The organism is Streptomyces sp. TLI_185, from assembly GCF_003814765.1.
Taxonomy (GTDB): Bacteria; Actinomycetota; Actinomycetes; order Streptomycetales; family Streptomycetaceae; genus Streptomyces.
The window spans coordinates 1,200,135-1,221,293 of record NZ_RKRB01000001.1 but is presented as its reverse complement, the minus strand read 5'-3'; the positions used below and the strand labels follow the sequence as shown (position 1 = coordinate 1,221,293).

The following is a 21,159-nucleotide window of genomic DNA, read 5'->3' as shown; positions in this document are numbered from 1 at the left end:
GCGGCCTTCCTAAGGGCGACGGTGCGGGTGGTGGGGCGCGGCTGTCACGGGTGCTCCCGTGCCCGTCCAGCCGTCGGCCGGGCGGTCGAACCACAGGTGGACCTGGCCGGTGCCGACGGCGTTCTCGTACTCGCCGTACTGGCGGGCCCTGGCGGTGCAGGCCTGCTCGCCGAGCGCGCCCGCCATCATCAGGTAGTGGAAGAACTTCGCCTCCGGCTTGAACTTCCAGAACTCGTCCATGGTGTCGAGGACCTTGTCGTGCCGGCCCTCCTTGAACCAGCCGATGCGCTCGAGGTCGGCGGCGCGGGCCTCGGGCGTGAAGATGTGCGCGGGGTCGCTGGCCTCGTGGTCGCGGATCTCGCGCAGCGGCCAGAAAGTGTGCGACAGCGCACCGGAGGCGATCAGCAGGACGCGCCGGCCGGGCGTGGCGGCGATCCCGTCCGCGAGGGCCCGCCCGAGCCGCAGGTGATCCTCCATGTCACCGGTCTGGCACACCCCGATGGTCACCCACCGCTTGTCCGGCAGCCCTTCGCCGAGGAACTTCCAGAGGTTGGTGGTGGCGTAGTAGATCGGCAGGTAGTCGTCCTCGATCGCGGTGATCCAGGTGCCGTGCCGGTCGGCGAACTTCTCGATGTTGCGGGCGAGTTCGGGGTCGCCGGGAAAGTCGTACGGCATCCGGCACATGCCGCGCGGCAGCTCTTCGGAGGTGAAGAGGCCCGCACGGCGCGTCTGCGCGGTGACGACGAACTCGACGGTGGTCGCCCAGTGGGAGTCGAGGACGACGACGGTGTCGTAGTCGTCGCGCTCGAAGACGTCCCTGCGCAGCTGCTGCAGGCCGGTGACGAGGGTGATCTCCTTGCCCTCGTTGAGCTCCAGCCGGTCGGCCTCGGGGAGCACGATGGTGGGGACGTGGGCGAGCAGGCCCGCGCCGACGATCTCACCCATGGTTCTTCCATCCGTTGGGGGCGGTCACGGTGTTCTTCAGGTCGCAGTAGAAGTCGAAGCTCCAGGTGCCGCCCTCGCGGCCGACGCCGGAGAGGCGGGAGCCGCCGAACGGGGCCTGCAGGTCGCGTACGAAGAAGCAGTTGACCCACACCGTCCCGGCGACGAGTTGGGAGGTGATGCGCTCGGCGCGCTCGCGCGAACCGGTGGCCACGGTGGCGGCCAGCCCGAAGCGGGTGTCATTGGCGAGCCGGATCGCCTCGTCCTCGTCGGCGAAGGTCTGGAGCGTCAGGACCGGCCCGAAGACCTCCTCCTGGACGATCTCGCTGTCCTGCCGGACATCGGTGAGCAGGGTCGGCGCGTAGTACTGGCCGTCCCCCCGGTGTCCACCGATGACCGCGCGGGCTCCCGCTGCGAGCGCCCGCTGCACGAATCCGTCGATCTTCTCCAGCTGACGGGAGTGGATGTTGGGCCCGATGTCGGTGGCCTCGTCGCGCGGGTCGCCCTGATTCAGTGCGGTGGCCCTGCCGACAAAACGGCGGGTGAACTCCTCGGCCACCGACTCCTCGACGAGGAAGCGCGTCGCGGCAAGACACACCTGCCCGGCGTTGTCGTACTGCTCCACCGCGAGGTCGACGGCGAGGTCGAGATCGGCGTCGGCGAACACCAGCAGCGGTGACTTGCCGCCCAGTTCGAGGCTGAGCGGAGTGAGGTTGGCGGCAGCCGACTCCGCGATGCGCCGGGCGGTGGGAACGGATCCGGTGAAGCTGATCCGGCGCACGTCCGGGTGCGACGTGAGGGCGTCGCCGATCTCCGAGCCGTAGCCCTGCACGACGTTCAGGACACCCGCCGGCAGCCCCGCCTCGGCCGCGATGTCGGCCAGCAGCGAGGCGGTCAGCGGAGACCACTCGGCGGGCTTCAGCACCACGGTGTTGCCCGCGGCCAGCGCCGGCGCCACCTTCCAGGTCGCCAGCATCAGCGGCGCGTTCCACGGGGTGATCAGGACACACGGACCCGCCGGGTCCCAGCTCACATGGTTCGTGTGGCCGCGCGTCTCGAAGTCCTCGTGATCCAGCGTCAGCAGCCAGTCGGCGAAGAAACGGAAGTTGTGCGCCACGCGGGGCATCACACCCCGGCGGTGCGAGCGCAGCAGGGCACCGTTGTCGGTGGTCTCGACGATGGCGAGCTCTTCGATGCGCTTCTCGACGCCGTCGGCGATGGCGTGCAGTATGCGGGCGCGTTCGGCGCGGGAGCTGGCGGCCCAGTCGGGGAAGGCGGCCTTGGCGGCGGCGACAGCGGCGGCGGCCTCGCCGGGGCCGCCGCGCGCGATGTCGCCGAGTGCACTGCCGTCGATCGGCGATACGTCGGTGAAGGTGCCGGCAGAGGCGATGCGCTCACCGCCGATCCAGTGCCGGGTGTCGACGGCGACCCCGGCGACAGTGATGCGGTGCTCGGTCATGTCCGGTCTCCAAGTCCCTTGACGCGTACGGTGGTCACTCGGCTCCGGACGTGCCGGACTCCAGCAGTCGCCCGCCGTCCCAGACGACGCCGACCTGGCGGTAGTAGGCGGCGATCGGTTCGTGGATCTCCAGGCGGGCCAGCTCCTCGGTGGGCGCCTCGAACAGCTCCAGCTCGGCGTCCCCGACCCATGGCTGCCCGGCCTCGAAGGACGCGGCCCCCGTCTCGATCAGCTCGTCCAGCGCCAGGCCCTTGCCCTTCTCGATGGACGGCAGCCAGCGGTGGTGGGCCATGGGGTGGCCGTTGACGAACCCGTTCGTCTCCGACGGCTCCCGCAGCGTCACCACGGCCTGCGCCAGCCGCCGGTCGGCCGCGGCAAGGGTCGCCCCGAACCGTGCGCCCGCCTCGATCCGCGGCGCGGGACCGTACGGGTGCGGGCGGGTCTGGTGGATCGAGCCGAGCTTCTTGGGGTAGCCCTGGTGCAGGCCGCGGGCGATCGCGAAGTCCTTGTCGACCCAGATGTACACGCAGCGCGAGTACGTCTGCCCGCGGTACTGGCAGCGGACGACCGCGAAGGCCTCCTTGTACTGGGACAGCACCGGGTCGAGCAGCTCCGCGCCCGACGCCGAGCAGGACTGCCAGTCGGCCCAGATCAACGCGACTGCGCCCGGGTCCTCGTCCGCCAACTCCAGCGGTTCGGGCAGCAGTTCGCGCACGCGCGCGGGGTCGGTGCGGTACTCGACGGTGAGCAGGTCACCGGAGTAGCGCCAGGGCGGGGAGGGAATCAGCGACGAGGTGCCCGTCGCCGTCTTGGGGTGGAGGTATCCACGGACGGTGGTCATGGTCAGGAGCTCCCTTGGGCGCTGAGGGCGGGCTGCTTGAGCAGTTCGGCGCGGTGGCGGGCCGCGGCGGCCCCGGCGGCGGGGCCGCCGAGCGCCACGACACCGACCAGCCGGCCGTCGTGGTGGTAGCCGGCCAGGACGTCCCCGGCCGGGTCGCCGTCGAGGACCCGCACGTCGCCGACGCCGAGCGCGGGCGCGCCGAAGGACTGCAGCCGGAAGTCGTGCTGGTCGCTCCAGAAGGTGGGCAGCGGAGCGAAGAGGGCGGGATCGGCGTCGGCGCCGGTGAGATGGCCCACCAGCACCTTCGCCGCGTGCTTGGCCGTGTCGGTGGGAATGCACCAGTGCTCGACCCGGCGCGGTACGCCGTCGTACCGGGCGTTGGGGAAACGTGCCACGTCGCCCACCGCGACCACGTCCGGCCGACCGCCGACCCGCAGATGCTCGTCGGTGAGCACCCCGTCGGACAGGTCGAGGCCGTTGCCGTCCAGCCACTCGGTGTTGGCGAGCGAACCGACCGACTCCACCACCACGTCGGCGGGCAGCACGGTTCCGTCGCCGAGCACCACGCCCGTGACCCGGTCCCCGCCCTCGAACCCGGCGACTGTCGTGCCGAGCGCGAAACGCACCCCGCGCTCTTCGTGCCGTTGCAGCAGTGCCCGCCCGAGCAATTCACCGAGCGGGCCGACCATGGGCAACGGCAGCGGATCGACGACCGTCACCTCGCGGACGCCGAGTCCTACGGCGGTGGCGGCCACCTCGCAGCCGATGAATCCGGCGCCGACCACGACCAACCGGGCGCCGGGGCGGGTCAGTTCGTCCCGCAGGCCCTGGGCGTCGGCCAGGGTGCGGACCGTGTGGCGGCCGGCGAGCGGGCCGGGGCAGCGCAGCCGACGGGGCCGCATGCCGGTGGCGACGACGAGCCCGTCGTACGAGAGAGCCGAACCGTCGTCGAACTCGACGCTCCGCTCGGAGAGCCGGGAGGCGACGACCTTCGTGCCGAGGCGCCATTCCACGTCGGCCACGCTCGCGCGGGGGCGGAAGGCCAGCGATGCGAAGGGTGCCTTCCCGGCCAGTACCTCCTTGGAGAGCGGCGGCCGGTTGTAGGGCATGTGCGGTTCGTCGCCGACGAGCGTGATCGTCCCGGTCCAGCCGGCGGCGCGCAGCTGTTCCGCGGCGCGCAGGCCGGCCATGGAGGCGCCGGCCACGACGATGCGTGCGCTCATGCTCAGGCCTCGATCCGGATGGCCTGCAGCGGGCAGACGTCGGCGGCTTCCTCGACCTCGTCGCGCAGCGCGTCGTCGGGGTCGCTGACGTAGCCCAGCCGCCCGTTCTCGTCGAGCTGGAAGACGTCGGGGGCCGCGAAGACGCACTGGCCGTGGTCCTGGCACTTGTTCATGTCGACGACGACCTTCATGGCGGACCCTCCTGGATCTCGTTTGGCTTCAAACAACATAGGAAGCGCGCGACCTCTGGTCAATACCTGTCCAGGTGGATAATTTTTTGACGCCACCCCCTTGTGGGTGACGGAAGCCGTTCTTATCGTTTGGTATCAAACAACATGCCGGCCGCCGAGGAGACAACGGTGAGCGCATCCGAAACACCGGACGTCCGTCAGTACCAGGAGCGGCTCGCCGCCGAGGGCATCGACGTGGTCCGGGTGACCTATCCCGATCTCATCGGCACCGACCGGGCCCGCGACGTCCTGCTCGACCAGTTGCCGACCGCGTGCGAGCACGGGCTCGCCTTCTGCCGGGCCGTCTACCACACCTCACCCCAGGGGGACGTGGTCCCCGTGACCGGCGGCCTCGACGCGGGCCTGCCCGACATCACCGTGCGCCCGGACCTCGACACCCTGGTCGCGCTGCCCTGGGAGCCGGGGGTCGCCGCGTGCCTGGGGGACGTCATCGACCCGGCGACCGGGGCACCAGCCCCCGAATCGCCCCGTGACCTGCTGCGCTCCGTCCTCGCCCGGTGCGCCGAGCAGGGACTGCGCCCCGTCGCCGGACCTGAACTCGAGTACTTCCTGTGCGACGAGGACCCGGGATCCCCGAGCGGCTGGAAGCGCTACTCCGCAGCCACCGGAGTCGTCTACACGGCCGGCCTGCGCGCCGACCCCGACAACCATCTGCTGCGCACCCTGCGCCTGCTCCGCGACCTCCGCATCGGCGTCACCAACGGCAACCACGAATTCGACGGCGGGCAGTTCGAGATCAACCTCACCCACTCCGAGGCCCTCTCGGCCGCCGACCGCGCCTTCCGCTTCAAGGCCGCCGTCAAGGAACTCGCACGCAAGGAGGGCCGACTCGCCACCTTCATGGCCAAGCCCTTCAACGACGCCGGCGGCTCCGGCTTCCACCTCCACCTGTCCTGCGAGGACGACCGTGGACGCAACGCCTTCGACGACCCGGCGGGCGCCCACGGCCTCTCGGCCACCGCCCGCCACGCCCTCGCCGGCGTCCTCGCCCATGCCCCGGCCCTCGCCGCCCTGGCGAACCCGACGATCAACTCGTACAAACGCTTCGGCCCGGACACCCTCGCGCCCTGGCTGATCGACTGGGGCCTCGACAACCGCAGCGCCATGGTCCGCATCCCGCCCGAGCGCGGCTCCGGCGCCCGCCTGGAACTGCGGCTCGGCGACGCGAGCGCCAACCCCTACCTGCTGCTGGCCGGCACGATCGCCGCCGCACTGCTCGGCGTCCGGGCGGGGGAGGAGCCGCCCGCCCCGCTGGAGGGCTACGGCTACGACACCGCACGCGCCGCCGTGCTGCCGACGAGCCTGCCCGCCGCCCTCGACGCGCTGGAGGCGGACACCGCCCTGGCCGAGGTGCTCGGCAAGGACTTCACCACCTCATACCTCAGCTACAAGCGCAACGAGGTCGAACGCTTCGGACGGCACGTCACCGACTGGGAGTTCACCGAGTACGCCTACCACCTGTGACGTTTGGGAGCCACCGATGACCGAGACCCTGACCACCGCCGTCAACGAACCGATGCCGCTCGCGGACGTCGACCTCGCCGACCTCGACAACTTCACCGACGGGGTGACGCCCTGGCGGATGTTCCACACCCTGCGCCACCAGGACCCGGTGCACTGGCAGCCGGAGGAGGCGCCCAACTCCGGTTTCTGGGCGGTGACCCGGCACGCGGACATCGCCCGCGTCGACCGCGACGCGGAGACCTTCACCTCGACCAGGTTCGTCAACCTGGAGGAGGTCGACGACGACCAGATCAAGAAGCGGGCCTCCATCCTGGAAATGGACGGTGTACGGCACCGGGCCCTGCGCAGCGTGATCCAGCGGCAGTTCGGCGCGAGCGTGATCAACGGTTACACGGACTTCCTGCGCGGTCTGACCGCCACCACGCTGGACGCGGCCCTGGCGAAGGGCAGCTTCGACTTCGTCGCCGACGTCTCCGCCGACTTCCCCATCAACGTCCTCGCCCGGCTGCTGGACGTGCCGCCGGAGGACAACCAGAAGCTCATCGACTGGGGCAACCGGATCATCGGCAACACCGACCCCGACTACGCGGACGTGCTGCTGCACAGCGCGGAGAGCGAGAAGTACCGCGACCTGCCCTTCCGCTCACCCGCCTCGCTCGAAGTCTTCGACTACGGCCGCGAGCTGGCCCGGCAACGGCGCGGCGGCGACGGCACCGACCTGGTCTCACGACTCGTCAACACCACACCACGTGACGGGATCCCGCTCTCCGAGCAGGACTTCGACAACTACTTCCTGCTGCTGGTGGTGGCCGGCAACGAGACCACCCGGCACACCATCACCCACTCGATGCTGGCCCTGCTGCAGCACCCGGAGCAACTCGCCCGCCTGCAACAGGACCCCTCCCTGATCCCGGTCGCCGTCGAGGAGTTCCTCCGCTGGGCGTCCCCCGTCTACCACTTCCGCCGAACGGCGACCAGGGACGTGGAACTGGGCGGCAAGCAGGTCAGGGAGGGTGACAAGGTCGTCATGTGGTTCGCCTCCGGCAACCGCGACGAGGAGGTCTTCGGCAACCCGTACGACTTCGACGTCACCCGACAGCACAACGACCACGTCACCTTCGGCAAGGGCAGCCCCCACCTGTGCCTGGGCAACCTGCTCGCCCGCACCGAGATCCGCATCATGTTCGAGGAACTGATCCCCCGCCTGGCGGACATCCGCCTGACCGGCGATGTGCCGCGCGTACGGTCCAACTTCGTCAACGGCATCAAGAAGCTGCCCGTCGAGGTGACCCTGGCCTGAGAGCTCACGACGTCATCCCGTAGTGGAGCACACCGCCCGAGGTCAGGACCCCTTCCGGAAGGAAGGGGCCGCTGACGGGGAGCCCGTTCAGTCTCAGGGACCGTACGTGGGTGTTCGTGGCCGACGCGTCCGGGGCGAGGAGGGTGAGGGTGGCCCCGTTGCCGCGGCGCACGGTGGCGGACGGGAACAGCGGGCCGGCCAGGGCGAGTTGGGGGCTGCCCGGGACCTGGGGGTACATGCCCAGACAGGCCCAGACCGCCCACGACGACATTTCGCCCAGGTCGTCGTTGCCGACGAGACCGTCGGGCCGGTCGGTGAAGAGAGTGGTGAGGGCCCGCCGCACGATGTCCTCAGTGCGGTCGGGGCGGCCCGCGTAGTCGTACGCCCAGGGGATGTTGAAGGACGGTTCGTTGCCGAGATAGGCGTACGGCTTGTCGGCGCCCGCGTTGAGCTGGGTGAAGAAGGTGTCGAGACGGGAGGCGGCCGCGGCGTCGCCGCCCATGGCGGTGAACAGACCGGGCAGGTCGTGCGGCACCAGCCAGGTGTACTGCGCGGCGTTGCCCTCCACGTACTCCCCGTGCTGGGTGGGGGAGAAGGACGGCCAGCTTCCGTCGGCATTGCGGGGCTGGATGTAGCCGCTCACCGGGTTGAACAGATTGCGCCAGTTGCCGGAGGCGCGGGTGAGGGCTGCCTGGGTTTTCGTGTCGCCGAGGCGTCCGGCCAGGTGGGCCAGTGCGGCGTCCGCGATGGCGTACTCCAGTGTGGTGGCCGCGCTGCCCCAGACGCCCTTGGTGCCTGCCGGGATGTAGCCCAGGGTGTCGTACTGCCGGTGCCCCGGTCGCTGCCGGTCGTCCTGCCGGCCCGCCACGGCCGCCCGCAGCAGTCCCCGGGCGTCGAAGTCGGTGCCGCCGAAGGCGTGGATCGAGGCGGCCATGGCCGGCAGGGGGTCGCCGACCATGACGCGGGTGCCGCCGTTGGCCACTGTCCAGCGGTCGAAATACCCTGCCTGGCGGCCCTGGTTGAGGATCGACTGGGCGACGTCGGACGCCTCGTGCGGCGCGATCAGAGCCAGCAGCTGGCCCTGCGAACGGTAGACGTCCCAGCCGGAGAAGTCCGCGTACTGCACATGCCCCGGCCGGGTGCGGTGGACCCGGCCGTCCATTCCCCGGTAGCGGCCGTCGGTGTCGCTGAAGGCGCTGGGGTGCAGCAGCGCGTGATACAGCGCGGTGTAGAACACCCGGCGCTGGGTCTCGGTGCCGCCGCGCACGGCGATCCTGCCCAGCCACTCGTTCCAGCGGTCACGGGCGGCACTGTGGAGCAGGGTGTAGGAGCGGCCGCCCTGCTCCACGGTGGCGTTGCGGCGGGCGGCGGCGACGTCCACGAAGGACACACCGACGCGCGCGGTCACCGCACGGGTCCCGGGCGCGAAGGAGACGTACGCACCGGAGGTCTTTCCGTCCAGGGGCTCGGTGTGCGCGAAGGGGCGGTCGAAGACGGCGTGGAAGTAGAGCCGGTAGCGGTTCGAGGAGTGGCAGAAGCCACCGCTGTCGGTGTAGCCGGACAGGGTGCGCGACCCGATGCTGATCTTCCCGGTGGCCTTGTTGAAGGCCCGTCCCGCGTCCACCGTCAGCCCGGCGGCCCGCGCGTCGTGGGCCGGGTAGGTGAACCGGGCGATGCCGGAGCGCTGGGTGACAGAGATCTGCGTACGGATGCCGTTGTCGAACCGGACCCCGTAACTGCCGGGCGACGCCTCCTCGTTGGAGTGGGAGAAGGTGGCGTGGCGGGCGGCGGGGTCCGGGTCCGGGCGGCCGGCGAGCGGCATGAACGGCACGTTGCCGTAGTCGCTGCAGCCCGCGCCGGAGATGTGGGTGAGACTGAAGCCCCGGATCCGGTTGTCCTTGTACGCGTACCCGCCGTGCTGACGGGTGACCGTGTCGGGGCTCCACTGGATCCCGCCCAACGCCGCCGTGGCGCCGGGGAAGGTGTTCCCGGCCCCTCCGCCGTGGCCGAAGTCGGTACCGCCCGGAGCGGTGCCGACGAACGGATTGACGTAGCCGGCGGGATCGTCCGTGGCGCGTGCGGGCTCGGCCGTGGCCGGGGTGGCGGACGCCGCCGGGAGCGGCGAGGCCAGCAGCACGGCCGAGGTCAGGGCAGCCGCGACAGGGTGCAGGCGCAAGAAGCTCTCCTCGAGACGGTGGGACGTCGCGGTGGCGTACGACGACGGACTGCCCACCTTCCCGGCCTAACGGCGTGGTTGCGCGGCGCCTTGCCGTGGAACGCGCGCGGATCAGGCTCACGGCGCAATGCACCGGAGTGAACAAGGGCGCGCAGGAGGAGAGCTCACACCTCCCGGTGGTCGATGCCCAGCAGGCTCGCCGCGGCCCGGAAATCGGCACCGTGCCTGCCGACGGCGAGGGACCAGTGATGGCCGACGCCCGTCGCGCTCCATGCGTCGACCCATTCGCCGGGGTCACGGCCGAAGTCGACACGGCTGGTGGTGTTGCCGATCTCCAGCAGCGGCCCGGGCACGACGGTGCCCTCGGAGGTGATGAACGACAGGCTGCCGTCGGCGTCCTGGCCGAGGCCCAGGAGGGTGACCGGGCCGTGCCGGACGTCGAACTCCACGCTGACGCCCCAGCCGCGCTTTCCGTGGTACACACCCAGCCCCCTCAGCAGCGGGTCCCGGGCGCTCACCGCGAGGTGGGCGGGCCCGTCGTGGCCCATCTCCACCACGCCGTCCTCGAAGTCGAGGGCCTGGATCTCGGTGAAGGAGCCCCCGGCGCCGACGCTCTGCGAGGCCAACTGGGCGACGCTGGTGCGCAGTTCGTACTCGCCGGCCGCGGGCACGCCCCGGGCGGTGAGAAGGGAGGCGCCCAGGATCATGCCCGCGCCGAGCCGTTCGTGCAGTTCGCCGTCGAGGCCGCGGTGGTAGTAGGCGAGCGTGTCGAGGCCGAAGTCCTCGACCAGCCGGTCCAGCGCGACGGACACCTTCGCGCCCCAGGAGAAGTCCTCGTCCGCCACGCTGTCGTCGAGGGTGAAGACCTGGCGTGCCAGCGCCATGCGGTCGCGGGTCTCCGCCTCGCTCACCTGCTCCACCCGATGCCGCAGGTCGTCGAACTCCAGTACCTCCACGTGCGAGCCGAAGGTCGTGGGCAGCAGGGTCAGATCCGTCGACACGTCCAGCATGCCGGGATACAGATGCCCCATCAGGCCGTGCCGGGCGTGCCGCAGCGCCGCGCGGACATGGGCCGCACGGATCCACTGCTCGATGCGCCGCCAGGCGGACTCCTGGCGCAGCCAGCCCGACACCGACCGGAAGGGGATGCCGGCCCGGCGGAAGACATTGCCGACCTCGGGCACCGAGCACTGCGCGCAGTACCCCAGCCAGGCGCCCGTGTCGAAGGTGGCGTGGTCCATCCGCTCGGACGGCTGGAGGTCGACGACCAGCACCGGGGTGTGCGAGCGCCGGGCGATCGGCAGCACCATCGACGAGGTCAGATACGTCGTCAGGAACAGCACGATCAGGTCGCAGTCGGCCCGGCGCAGCTCCTCGGCGGCAACCGCGCCCTCCTGAGCGTCGGAGATGAAACCGACGTCCGTGACCTCCGCGTCCAGCTGCCCGAGCCGCTCGGCGACATGGGCGGCCGACTCCTTCAGTTGCGGCAGCAGACCGGGAAACTGGGGCCAGTAGGTGCCGAGTCCACCCGAGACCAGGCCGATACGGGTGCGGCGCCGGTGCACTGGCGGCAGCAACTCCTGCAGGGACATGGAGTGTTCGGCAGTTGCCATGGCTTGGGACAGCTCCTTCGGAGGTCACGGTCGGATTCAGCGCCTGCCCGGGCCACTCCCTACGCCCGGGCCACTCCCAGATCCGCAGGAGCGGCGGCGGCACCGGGGGCACGCTGGATGAGGACACGGACGATGTACACGCCCGCGACCGCCGACGCCGCCATGCAGGCGGTGATCGACCAGAGCAGCACGGAGGCGCTGTACTCCATCAGGGCGGGCGTGACGAAGGCGACGCCCGCGAAGACTCCCCGCGAAACGGCGTAGGTGAGGCCCTGGGTGGTACCGCGGGTGTCCGGCGGCAGCGTGAGCTGCGACCACACCTTGTAGCTGGCCTCCCCCGCGAAGGGGTTGGAGATCTGGTAGAGCACGAAGAAGACCAGCATCCCGACCAGGGCGCCGGCGGTGAGGGAGGCGATGCAGAACGCGATGATCTGCACGACGGTGAACACGTAGAACAGCCGGTCGCGCCAGGCAGTGTCGGCGAGCCGGACGAAGACGAAGGTCAGCACCAGCGCGATGGGGAGGAAGGCCAGGTTGATCCCGGTGGCCAGGCTCTGCGAGGCGCCGCTGACCGTGACCAGCAGATAGGTGCCGAACTGGCCGAAGGTGTTGGCGCCGATGCCCCAGGTGACGTAGTAGGCGAAGGTCGCGGCCATCGGCAGCAGCGCGGCACGGGTCCACACGTTCTTCAGCTCGATGCCGCGCGGGGCCTCCAGCGCGGCCGCCTCCTCGGCGACCTCCGTGGCCGACGGCTCGTCGGCCAGGTCGAGCCGGGAGCGCAGCTGCCAGGTGACCAGCGCGGCGACGGCCAGATGACCGGTGATGAGTCGCGCCCCGGTCATGCCGGTGTCCGACAGCAGATAGCCGAGGAAGATGACTACGACGATGCCCGCCACCCACATGACCTGCGTGAAGGACACCAGACGGGCCCGGCCGTCGGCGGGAGCGGCGTCCGAGACGACGGCCAGGGAGGTCGGCAGATCGGCACCGGCCGCAAGCCCTGCCACGAGCACGCCGGTGAAGAGCACGATGTCGTTCGGCGCGAGCGTGATGACGACCGCGCCCAGCGCGAAGCAGAAGATGTCCCAGTTGTAGACACGGCGGCGCCCGAACATGTCGGCCAGCCGCCCGCCGACCAGGGAGCCGACCGCGATGCAGCCGGTGACGATCGCGCTGATCGCGCCCGCCATCCACACACCCATGTCGTAACTGTCACGGTAGATGGCCAGGTTGACGGCGATGCTGACGATGAGAGCGGCGTCGAGGTAGGAGGCCATGCCCGACAGGGCCGCCACCTTCCACAGCCTCCAGGGGATGGGTTGTTCCGAGCGTTCGGGAGCGGTCGGGGTTCGGACCATGATGCGACTCCGTCGTCTGGGGATGGGCCGAGCGGAGGGGGACGTCGCGGCTCTGAGGCCGAGTGCAGTGAATATAGGGTCGGAAAAACGTTCCAACAACCCCTCATGCGCCCATTTGCAGGAAGACGCGCCTACGTCCTTCCCGCCTGGGGGATCCGGTGCCAACATTCCAGGTTGTCGGCGATCAGACCCATGTAAAACGTTTTGATCCGCGAGGGTGCCCAGCCGTTCCCGGAAGGACCGTGTCCGTGATCTCCTCCGCGCTGCAGCAGCTGTTCGACGAGCCGCCCCGGGACTTCGGCCCCACTCCGCTGTGGTGGTGGTCGGGCGCAAGGGTCACCCGTGACCGCCTCGCCTGGCAGATGCGCAGGTTCGCCGACGGCGGGGTCCACAACCTGGTGGTGATCAACCTGGCGCCGGCCGGCCCGAGCTTCGGCGCCCGCGCCGACGAACCGCCGTGGTTCGGCGAGGAGTGGTGGGCACGCTTCACGGACGCCTGCGAGATCGCCCGGGACCTGGGCATGCGCCTGTGGTTCTACGACCAGATCGGGTTCTCCGGCGCCAACGTCCAGGGCGGAGTGACCCGCCGGCATCCCGAGGCGGCCGGCCTCGCCCTGCGCTGCCGCACCGCGAGCGTCTCCAACGGGGCCGTCTCCCTGCGGAGTTCGGAGACCCTGATGGGGGCGTACTCCACGGAGGGCGGGAGCCTGCCCGTCACCGGCACGGCGCGGATCGCGGCCGCCGACGGCAGCCAGGTGCAGCTCGTGACCGCCGTGCCCACGGCCTTCGACTACCTGGACCCCGGCGCCGTCCGCCTGCTCCTGGACGCCGTGCACCACGAGTACGACCGGCGCGTCCCCGAGTACCTGGGCAATGTCATCGCCGGAAGCTTCCAGGACGAACTGCCCGGCACCAACGCCTGGAGCCACCGTTTCCCCGAGGAGTTCCTCGCCCGTCGCGGCTACGACCTGCTCGACCACCTGCCGGCCCTCTTCCACGACACCCCCGACGCAGTTCACGCCGCGAAGATCCGCGCCGACTACTACGCGGTCCGCGCCGAACTCACCGAAGAGGCCCTGTTCAAACCCCTCGCCGCCTGGCACGACGAACGCGGCATGCTCCTGGGCTGCGACCAGAGCCACCCCGCCCGCTCCGGCTTCCCAGCCCAGTCCACGCAGATCTACACGGACTACTTCCGCACCCACCGCTGGTACGGCGCCGCGGGCAGCGACCACCACGGGGACTCCAAGGTCCACTCCTCCATGGCCCACCTCTACGGACACGAGCGCGTCTGGATCGAGGCGTTCCACTCCTCCGGCTGGGGCGGCACCCTGGAGGACACCTACGACTGGCTCCTGCCGTTCCTGCGCAGCGGCGCCAACCTGTACAACCCGCACGCCAGTTACTTCGGCACCGCGGGCGGCTGGTTCGAGTGGGCGCCGCCGTCCACCGACTGGCGCCAGCCCTACTGGCCGCAGTACCCGGCCTTCTCCCGGGCCGTCGCCCGCATCTGCTCGATCCTCTCCTGGGGCACCTACAGCGCCGACGTCGCGGTCCTGCACCCCACCACCACCATGCAGTCCCTCATCCCGCTGGACGCCCCCGTCAAGCACTTCGGCGACGGCCGCCTCGGCGAGAACCACGCCGAGGCCGACGAGACCCAGCGCCACTACCTCGACCTGTGCGGCACCAACAACTGGCTGCGGCCCCACATCGGCGCACTGGACCGGCACTGCGTCTCCTACGACGTCATCGACGACGCCTCGGTGCAGCGGGCCACGCCCGCCGACGGCGCTCTGCGAGTCGGGGACCTGGCCTACACCGCGGTGCTGCTGCCCTCGGCGAGCGTCCTGGAGCAGGAGACGGCACGACGCCTGACCGAACTGCTCGACGCCGGCGGACGGGTGGTGGCCGTGGGCCGCCCGCCGGCGGCTGCGGCAGGTCTTGCCGGTGACGACGCCGTCGTAGCGGCGCTGTGCGCTCATCCCGGGCTGGAGCGGGCGAGTGATGCCGAGGCAGGAGCGGTGGCCGTGGCGGACTCTGCCGGGTACGCGACCGGTGACGTGCCGCTGCTCGTGCGCCGGCAGGGCAAGGAAGCGGTCGCCCTGGTGACGGGGGCCTTCCCCGACGCCCGCGCGCATCCGCCCAGGGGCAAACATGACGTCGACCCCGCCCGCTATGCCCCCGCCAGGTCCCTCACCGTGCGCGCCCCGGTCGCCGAGGCCGAGGTCTGGAACCCGGCGAACGGTGCCCGACGCGTTGTGCGCGTCACCGTCACCGACGGCGTCTCGACCATCGAGGTGCCGCTGGAAGGCGCCCCCGCCGCCCTCGTCGTATGGCGAGAAGGCACCCCGGCGACCCCGGCACCCGCACCACCGCCCGAGCAGGCCCGGACCATCGACGTGTCCGGCGGCTGGGAGGGCCGCCTGGCGCCGACCATGGACAACACGTGGGGCGACCTTGCGCTGCCCGCCGGGGCGTCCGTCGAGGAACCGCAGATCTGGACCATGCGGTGGACCGAGAGCGACGCCCCCGACGCGCACTGGGAGCAGATCCGGGCGACGTACGGCAACCGGGCACGCGTCCTGCCCCCGGTACCCGCCGCGAAGGCCCCCGACCCGCTCGACCAGGCCTGCGTCGCACGGGTCCTGGCCGGAGAACTGCCCCTTGTGCCCTGGGACGAGAGCTGGGCCGTGGCCCTGTTCTCGTCGAGCCGTGGGATCCCGGATCCGGACGGGCTGCTGGGCAACAAGGGGCTGGTGACCGAGGAGTTCGTACGCGTCCCGGTGCCGGGCCCCGGAACCCTCGCCCGGGTCCGGACGATCGTCGAGACCGACCACCGCGGGCCTGCCGGTCTGCACGTCGGCGCGGCAGCGGCCAAGCGGGTGTGGTGGAACGGCGAGAGGCTGCCCACGGGCCGCGGATACCTTGCGTCCGCCCTGGTGGAGGTGGACCGGCCCCGCAACGTCCTGGAGTACGAGCTGTCCGACGCCGAGGACCGCCCCTCGATGATCTCGGCCAAGTCCCAGGCACCGTTGGGCAGTTACTTCTGTCTGGCTTCTCCGGACGGGTTCGTGCCGCGTCCGCAGTTCATGTGTCTGCCCGACGGTGTGCGGCCGGACGGCGGCGTCACCTACCGGGGCCGTCTGAGTCTCCCGGACGGCGGGGCGCGGGCGGTGCTCGTGGTGGGCGCCGCGGCGGGAGTCACCGTGCTGCTCGACGGCGCGGTCGTGGCACGGCAGGAGAAGGTCGAGTACTACGAGTCCGACTGGGGCGCGGTGCCGATGTTCTTCCGCCACGAACTGACCCTCTCGGCGGGCGATCACGTGCTCGACGTGGTGGCCGACGGCGTCCGCGCACGGGACGCCGTGTTCGTCGACCTCGTAGCGGGAACCGGTGTCACCGCGCTGGTCAGCGGAGCCGGCTGGGAGGCCGAGACGGGACAGTGGCGCGGGCGTACCGTCGAACACGAGGGCAGGTGGGGGGAGTTGCAGCACTGCCACGCCGTCGTACGACCGCACCCGCTGCCGGACACCGAGTGGCTGACCGGCGGACCGGCGCTCGGAACCGCCGTACTGCCGCTGCGGTCCACCGACGAAGTACGCGCGCGTACACAGCGTTTCCGCTTCACCGCTCCGCCGGGCACAGTGTCGCTCGACCTGCCGCTGGCGCCGGCCGCACGGGTGAGGACAGAAGACGGTGCGGAATTCCGGTTCGACGGACGAGTGCTGACGCTGACTCAACCTCTCCTAGGACCAACGGTGTTCGAGGTCGTCACCGAACCGACTGCCGTGCTGCGGGGCGGCTCCGCCTGGTGCGGGCCGGTGCGTGTCCGTACCGTGCCGGCGCCGCTGCCCCTCGGGGACTGGGGGTCGCTGGGTCTTGGCGGTTGGAGCGGCGGTGTGACGTACACGCGTGACGTGGAGGTGCCTGCCGGGCCGGACCCGGTGCTCGACCTGGGGCGGGTGCGAGGGAGCGTCGCCGTTCTTCTCGACGGGGAGCCGGCCGGCGAGGCGTTCTGCGCGCCGTACCGTTTCGAGCTGCGCGGTGCCGCCGGACGCACCGTACGAATCGACGTGACCGTCCACAACACCCTTGCCCCGTATCTCGCCGAAGCCACCCCGACCGCCTGGGCCTTCCCCTCCCAGTTGACGTCCGGGCTGCTGGGACCGGTGACGCTGCGGGTCCGGGAGTCAGCCTCCGGTGAGTGACAGGGTGGAGTCCCGCAGGACGAGGCCGGGGGCGAACACCCTTGTCTCGTGGGCGTGTTCGGCGCGGGCCTCCACCTCGTCGAGCAGCATCTCCACGGCGGCCCGGCCCAGATCCTCGACGGGCTGCCGGACCGTCGTCAGGGTCGTCCCGACGAAGCTTGCGATGTCGAGGTCGCCGTACCCCACCACCTGCACGTCCTCGGGGACCTTCACACCCCGCTCGGCCAGGCCCCGGCACAGTCCGGCGGCGAGGAAGTCGTTGGTGCAGAACACCCCGTCGGGCAGCTCGTCGAGCCGCTGGGCGATCTCCGTGCCGTACGCCACCGTCATCTCCTCGGCGACCACCTGGCCCAGATGTGCCTCGCGCCGGGTCCGCACGGCCTGCCGGGCGCCCTGGTAGCGGTCGGTGCACTGCCGTATCGATCGTTCCCCGTTCACGACGAGGATGTCGCGCGCCCCGCACTCCAGGAGGTGCTGCACGGCGATACGGCCGCCGGCGATGTCGTCGACGGAGACGGAGCAGCCGTCCTGAGCGGGCATCGCACGGTCCGCCAGCACCAGCGGGATGCCCCGCTCGCGCAGCCGTGTGAGCCGGGTGGGGTCGGCGCTGAGCGGGACGACCACGGCGCCGACGGCCCGCTGTTCGACGAGCATGGTGAAGTAGCCCTGCTCGCGCTCCGGGGCGTCCCCGCTGTGACAGAGCACCAGCGAATAGCCGTGGTCGTACGCGGCGTCGGCGGCGCCCCGCGCGATGCGTGCGTAGAAGGAGTTGGTCACGTCGGGCAGGACCAGACCGATCGAGGACGTGTGGCCCGTGCGCAGTCCCGCGGCGCCCGGATGGGGCACGTAGTCGAGCGCCGCGACGGCGTCGCGCACCCGCTCGGCCGTGGCCGCGTTGACGCGCTCCGGGCGGTTCAGCACGTTCGACACCGTCGACACCGAGACTCCGGCGGCGGCTGCGACGTCCTGGATCCGGGCGGGGCGAACCGGAATGGCGTCCACCCCCCTCGCTGTGACAGCCGTGCGACCAGGCACGACGTGGTCCTCATGGGCGACGCAAGTCTACCCCGACGGTGCCTAAAACGTTTTTCAGTCCGGAGGACCGCCGACTCGGCACCCTCATACAAGCCGTCGTCCGACGAGCATCAGCACGCCTTCCGTGCTCGTCCACGGCCCGTGCTCCATGCCCGGATGCCGGTACGCGTACATCCCCGCGGTGAACGTCTCGCCGAGGCGCAGGTCGGTCAGCGAGCCTTCGACGAGGTACACCTCCTCGAAGTAGTCGTGCCGGACGCTGCCCTGCGCGCTGGTGTCCGTCCCCGGCTCGTACCGTTGCAGCACGGTGGCGTCCCCGGTCTGCGGATCCTCGGCCAGCACCTGCTCCCACACGCCGTCGGCCGCCCCGGGCGGCCGCAGCCAGGGCGCTTCGGGACGACGGAACTCGGACTGCGGTCTGCTCATCGGCGACGCTCCTCACTGTGTCGACCGAGTTCAGCACAGGTGCCGCGCCATTCACCCTCCGTCGTACCGTCCGGCACCTCCCGTGATCGGCAGGTCGCCGACTGTGCTGGACCCCTTCGAGGTGGGACGCTGGGACGAGAGGTATCCGCCGAGGGCACTCGGGAGGGCCCGATGGGACGTGACGTACCTGCCCTGGTGTTCACACGGGAGGACCGCCGCCGCTACCGGGACAAGATGCACACCTGTCTCGACGTGCTGGCGCAGATGCTGCGCGAGTCGGGCTTCGAGAGCGAGCGCCCCCAGGTCGGGCTGGAGATCGAGCTCAACCTGGTGGACGGCGACGGACGGCCCGCGATGCGGAACACCGAGGTGCTCCAGGCGATCGCCGACCCTGCCTGGTCGAGCGAGCTCGGCCGCTTCAACCTGGAGATCAACCTCCCGCCCCGCCGGCTGACGGCCGGCGGTCCCGGTGCCTGGGAGCAGGCCATCCGCGACGCCCTCAACCACGCCGAGGAACGTGCATCCGCCGTGGGCGCACACATGATCATGATCGGCATCCTGCCCACGCTGGGTGAGTCGGACGTGGGCGAGTCCGCCCTGTCCGGCGATCCGCGGTACAAGCTGCTCAACGAGCAGATCTTCGCGGCACGCGGCGAGGACCTGCGGATCCGGGTGGACGGCGTGGAGCACCTTTCCATGTACGCCGACGCCATCACCCCCGAGGCGGCCTGCACCAGCACCCAGTTCCATCTGCAGGTCGACCCGAAGGAGTTCGCGTCCTACTGGAACGCGGCCCAGGCCGTCGCGGGCGTACAGATCGCCCTGGCCGCCAACTCGCCCTTCCTCTTCGGCCGGGAGCTGTGGCGCGAGACCCGCATCCCCCTGTTCGAGCAGGCCACCGACACCCGCCCGCAGGAGATCAAGGCCCAAGGCGTACGGCCGCGGGTGTGGTTCGGCGAGCGGTGGATCACCAGCGTCTTCGACCTCTTCGAGGAGAACGTGCGCTACTTCCCGGCCCTGCTGCCGCTGTGCGACGAGGAGGACCCGCAGGCGACGCTCGACAGCGGCGGCGTCCCGCAGCTGGGCGAACTGACGCTGCACAACGGCACGATCTACCGCTGGAACCGCCCCGTGTACGCCGTCACCGACAGCGGCCCGCACCTGCGCATCGAGAACCGTGTCCTGCCCGCGGGCCCCACCGTGGCCGACATCATCGCCAACGGCGCCCTCTACTACGGCCTGACCCGCGCCCTGGTCGACGAGGACCGGCCGGTGTGGACGCGGATGTCCTTCGCGGTCGCCGAGGAGAACCTGCACGCCGCCGCCCGCGACGGCATCGACGCCCGCCTGTACTGGCCCGGCGTGGGCGAAGTCCCGGTCACGGAACTGGTGTTGCGGCGCCTGCTGCCGCTCGCCCACCGGGGCCTCGAACTGGCCGGCATGGATGCGACCTGGCGCGAACCCCTGCTCGGCATCATCGAGCAGCGCTGCGTCACGGCCCGCAACGGCGCCCTGTGGCAGGCGGAGACGGTGCACCACCTGGAGAAGACCGGTGTCTGCGACCGCCAGGAGGCGCTGCGCCGGATGACCACCACGTACATGGACTACATGCACCTGAACGCGCCCGCGCACACGTGGCCCGTGGACTGACGCGGTGGACGTTCGTTGTGCTGTCAACATTGCTCGTCGAGGATGTCGACCCCCCACGCGGTCGCCACGGGCATGAACCTGTGCTCGGCCGCGTACGCCGCCATCCGGGCATTGCGCGCCTCGGCCTCGGGCCCGTCCGGCAGGTGGAACTCATCGCCCGCCCGCGCAGAGCGGGCCTGCATGCTCGTGGCGGCCGCCAGGCGCCGGCGCACATACCGGTCGAGCGCGTCGGGTACGTCGGCGGGCCCCGCCTCCGTGAGACAGTCGCCGAGCACGGCCGCGTCCAGGACCGCCTGCGCCGCGCCCTGGGCCTGGAACGGCACCATCGCATGGGCACTGTCGCCCAGCAGGGTCACCCGGCCGATGTGCCACCGCGTGAGCGGGGCGCGCGTGTAGATGCTCCAGCGGAAGACCTGCCCCGCGCGTTCCAGGACCCTGCGCACCCGGAAGTCCCAGCCCTCGAACGCGCGCAGCTGCTCTCCCGGCTCGGCCTGCGCGGTCCACGACTCCGGGGCGGCGACCTCCGTCCCGAACACGGCGACCACGTTGAGGAGTTCGCCCCGGCGCACCCAGTAGTGGACGAAGTGCCGCCCCGGCCCCAGCCACACCCCGGTGTCCGGCAGGCCGAGATCGGCCACCTCGTCGACCGGGAGCAGCGCCCGGTAGGCGGCGGTGTGGGAGAAGACCGCTTCGTCGGCGCCGAAGAGCAACCGGCGGGCCGCGGACCGGATGCCGTCCGCGGCCACGACCAGGTCCGCACCCAGGCGTTCACCGTTCGCTGTCGTCACATGCGCGCTCCTGTCGTCCTGGTCGATTCCCACGACCAGGGTGTTCAGCCGCACCGACCCGCCCGGCACCGCAGCGGCCAGGGCATCGCGCAGATCGGCCCGGTGGACCTGCAGATAGGGTGCCCCGAACGCGTCCTCGACCTCGCGGCCCAGCGCGTAGCTGCAGATCTCGGCCCCGTCGGACCAGGTGCGGAAACTCACGGCGGCGGGGCGGGCCGACTGTGAGGCGACGGCGTCGAACAGATCCAGCCGGCGCAGTTCGCGGGTGGCGTTGGGGGCGAGCTGGATCCCGGCGCCGACCTCGGTGAACTGCGGTGTCTGTTCGAGGAGCGTGACCTCGTGACCGGCGCGGCGCAGACTCAGCGTCGCGGCGAGGCCCCCGATGCCCGCCCCCACGACGATCGCTCTCATGACACGACCTC

The 21,159-nt window shown here is 71.0% G+C and carries 15 protein-coding genes; 4 read left to right on the top strand and 11 right to left on the bottom strand.

Translation table 11 applies throughout. The annotated features are described in order from the left end of the window. Positions 1 to 9: 9 nt before the first annotated feature. From EDD92_RS05565 to EDD92_RS05545, 5 genes are read right to left on the bottom strand one after another with little or no spacing between them, the layout of a single operon-like run. Complete coding sequence (locus tag EDD92_RS05565; protein WP_123963268.1) at positions 10 to 945, bottom strand: 3,4-dihydroxyphenylacetate 2,3-dioxygenase; 936 nt, start codon at positions 943 to 945, stop codon at positions 10 to 12. Then, positions 938 to 2,401, bottom strand: a complete 1,464-nt coding sequence (locus EDD92_RS05560; RefSeq protein ID WP_123963267.1) for an aldehyde dehydrogenase — start codon at positions 2,399 to 2,401, stop codon at positions 938 to 940. Before EDD92_RS05560 ends, EDD92_RS05565 begins: the two co-directional genes overlap by 8 nt. A gap of 34 nt (positions 2,402 to 2,435) precedes the next feature. Next, positions 2,436 to 3,242 (bottom strand): acetoacetate decarboxylase family protein, encoded by an 807-nt coding sequence (locus tag EDD92_RS05555; protein ID WP_123963266.1) that lies wholly within the window; start codon positions 3,240 to 3,242, stop codon positions 2,436 to 2,438. A gap of 2 nt (positions 3,243 to 3,244) precedes the next feature. Continuing rightward, complete coding sequence (locus EDD92_RS05550) at positions 3,245 to 4,465, bottom strand: NAD(P)/FAD-dependent oxidoreductase (protein ID WP_123963265.1); 1,221 nt, start codon at positions 4,463 to 4,465, stop codon at positions 3,245 to 3,247. Positions 4,466 to 4,467: 2 nt separating this feature from the next. Then, entirely contained in the window at positions 4,468 to 4,656 is a 189-nt protein-coding gene (locus EDD92_RS05545) for a ferredoxin (protein ID WP_123963264.1), read from the bottom strand. 168 nt (positions 4,657 to 4,824) lie between these two features. Here EDD92_RS05545 and EDD92_RS05540 point away from each other — a divergent pair, with 168 nt between their 5' ends. Then, the gene (locus tag EDD92_RS05540) at positions 4,825 to 6,180 is read left to right on the top strand and encodes a glutamine synthetase family protein (protein WP_123963263.1); all 1,356 of its coding nucleotides are present in this window, start codon (positions 4,825 to 4,827) and stop codon (positions 6,178 to 6,180) included. A gap of 16 nt (positions 6,181 to 6,196) precedes the next feature. Further along, positions 6,197 to 7,480, top strand: a complete 1,284-nt coding sequence (locus EDD92_RS05535) for a cytochrome P450 (RefSeq protein ID WP_123963262.1) — start codon at positions 6,197 to 6,199, stop codon at positions 7,478 to 7,480. Between the two features lie 4 nt (positions 7,481 to 7,484). Here the strand turns inward: EDD92_RS05535 and EDD92_RS05530 are convergent, their stop codons facing one another. From EDD92_RS05530 to EDD92_RS05520, 3 genes are all read right to left on the bottom strand, one after another. After that, positions 7,485 to 9,656 carry a GH92 family glycosyl hydrolase gene (locus tag EDD92_RS05530; RefSeq protein WP_123963261.1) on the bottom strand — a complete coding sequence of 724 codons (2,172 nt, stop codon included), beginning with the start codon at positions 9,654 to 9,656 and terminating at the stop codon, positions 7,485 to 7,487. Positions 9,657 to 9,820: 164 nt separating this feature from the next. Continuing rightward, positions 9,821 to 11,269, bottom strand: a complete 1,449-nt coding sequence (locus EDD92_RS05525) for an L-fucose/L-arabinose isomerase family protein (protein WP_123963260.1) — start codon at positions 11,267 to 11,269, stop codon at positions 9,821 to 9,823. A 59-nt stretch (positions 11,270 to 11,328) separates the two neighbouring features. After that, a complete protein-coding gene (locus EDD92_RS05520; RefSeq protein WP_123963259.1) occupies positions 11,329 to 12,627 on the bottom strand; it encodes an MFS transporter in 1,299 nt (432 codons plus the stop codon). A 248-nt stretch (positions 12,628 to 12,875) separates the two neighbouring features. Between EDD92_RS05520 and EDD92_RS05515 the strand changes: the two genes are divergently transcribed. Next, complete coding sequence (locus tag EDD92_RS05515) at positions 12,876 to 16,838, top strand: glycosyl hydrolase (RefSeq protein ID WP_123963258.1); 3,963 nt, start codon at positions 12,876 to 12,878, stop codon at positions 16,836 to 16,838. On the opposite strand, the gene EDD92_RS05510 is transcribed toward EDD92_RS05515, so the two are convergent. Both EDD92_RS05510 and EDD92_RS05505 read right to left on the bottom strand, forming a co-directional pair. After that, positions 16,821 to 17,840 carry a LacI family DNA-binding transcriptional regulator gene (locus EDD92_RS05510; RefSeq protein ID WP_123963257.1) on the bottom strand — a complete coding sequence of 340 codons (1,020 nt, stop codon included), beginning with the start codon at positions 17,838 to 17,840 and terminating at the stop codon, positions 16,821 to 16,823. The two genes, EDD92_RS05515 and EDD92_RS05510, sit on opposite strands and share 18 nt — an antisense overlap. A gap of 117 nt (positions 17,841 to 17,957) precedes the next feature. Further along, on the bottom strand, positions 17,958 to 18,299 hold the full coding sequence (locus EDD92_RS05505) for a cupin domain-containing protein (protein WP_123963256.1): 342 nt from the start codon (positions 18,297 to 18,299) through the stop codon (positions 17,958 to 17,960). Positions 18,300 to 18,470: 171 nt separating this feature from the next. On the opposite strand from EDD92_RS05505, the gene EDD92_RS05500 reads away from it, so the two are divergent. Continuing rightward, positions 18,471 to 19,949, top strand: coding sequence for a glutamate-cysteine ligase family protein (locus EDD92_RS05500; RefSeq protein ID WP_123963255.1), 1,479 nt, complete (start codon positions 18,471 to 18,473; stop codon positions 19,947 to 19,949). 23 nt (positions 19,950 to 19,972) lie between these two features. On the opposite strand, the gene EDD92_RS05495 is transcribed toward EDD92_RS05500, so the two are convergent. After that, entirely contained in the window at positions 19,973 to 21,148 is a 1,176-nt protein-coding gene (locus EDD92_RS05495; RefSeq protein ID WP_123963254.1) for an FAD-dependent monooxygenase, read from the bottom strand. Positions 21,149 to 21,159: the final 11 nt, after the last annotated feature.

What these genes read in the sequence shown, in the direction of transcription:
- EDD92_RS05565 (WP_123963268.1), bottom strand. Translation starts at nt 945, where the DNA reads ATGGGTGAGATCGTCGGCGCGGGCCTGCTCGCCCACGTCCCCACCATC.
- EDD92_RS05560 (WP_123963267.1), bottom strand. Translation starts at nt 2,401, where the DNA reads ATGACCGAGCACCGCATCACTGTCGCCGGGGTCGCCGTCGACACCCGG.
- EDD92_RS05555 (WP_123963266.1), bottom strand. Translation starts at nt 3,242, where the DNA reads ATGACCACCGTCCGTGGATACCTCCACCCCAAGACGGCGACGGGCACC.
- EDD92_RS05550 (WP_123963265.1), bottom strand. Translation starts at nt 4,465, where the DNA reads ATGAGCGCACGCATCGTCGTGGCCGGCGCCTCCATGGCCGGCCTGCGC.
- EDD92_RS05545 (WP_123963264.1), bottom strand. Translation starts at nt 4,656, where the DNA reads ATGAAGGTCGTCGTCGACATGAACAAGTGCCAGGACCACGGCCAGTGC.
- EDD92_RS05535 (WP_123963262.1), top strand. Translation starts at nt 6,197, where the DNA reads ATGACCGAGACCCTGACCACCGCCGTCAACGAACCGATGCCGCTCGCG.
- EDD92_RS05525 (WP_123963260.1), bottom strand. Translation starts at nt 11,269, where the DNA reads ATGGCAACTGCCGAACACTCCATGTCCCTGCAGGAGTTGCTGCCGCCA.
- EDD92_RS05520 (WP_123963259.1), bottom strand. Translation starts at nt 12,627, where the DNA reads ATGGTCCGAACCCCGACCGCTCCCGAACGCTCGGAACAACCCATCCCC.
- EDD92_RS05505 (WP_123963256.1), bottom strand. Translation starts at nt 18,299, where the DNA reads ATGAGCAGACCGCAGTCCGAGTTCCGTCGTCCCGAAGCGCCCTGGCTG.
- EDD92_RS05500 (WP_123963255.1), top strand. Translation starts at nt 18,471, where the DNA reads ATGGGACGTGACGTACCTGCCCTGGTGTTCACACGGGAGGACCGCCGC.
- EDD92_RS05495 (WP_123963254.1), bottom strand. Translation starts at nt 21,148, where the DNA reads ATGAGAGCGATCGTCGTGGGGGCGGGCATCGGGGGCCTCGCCGCGACG.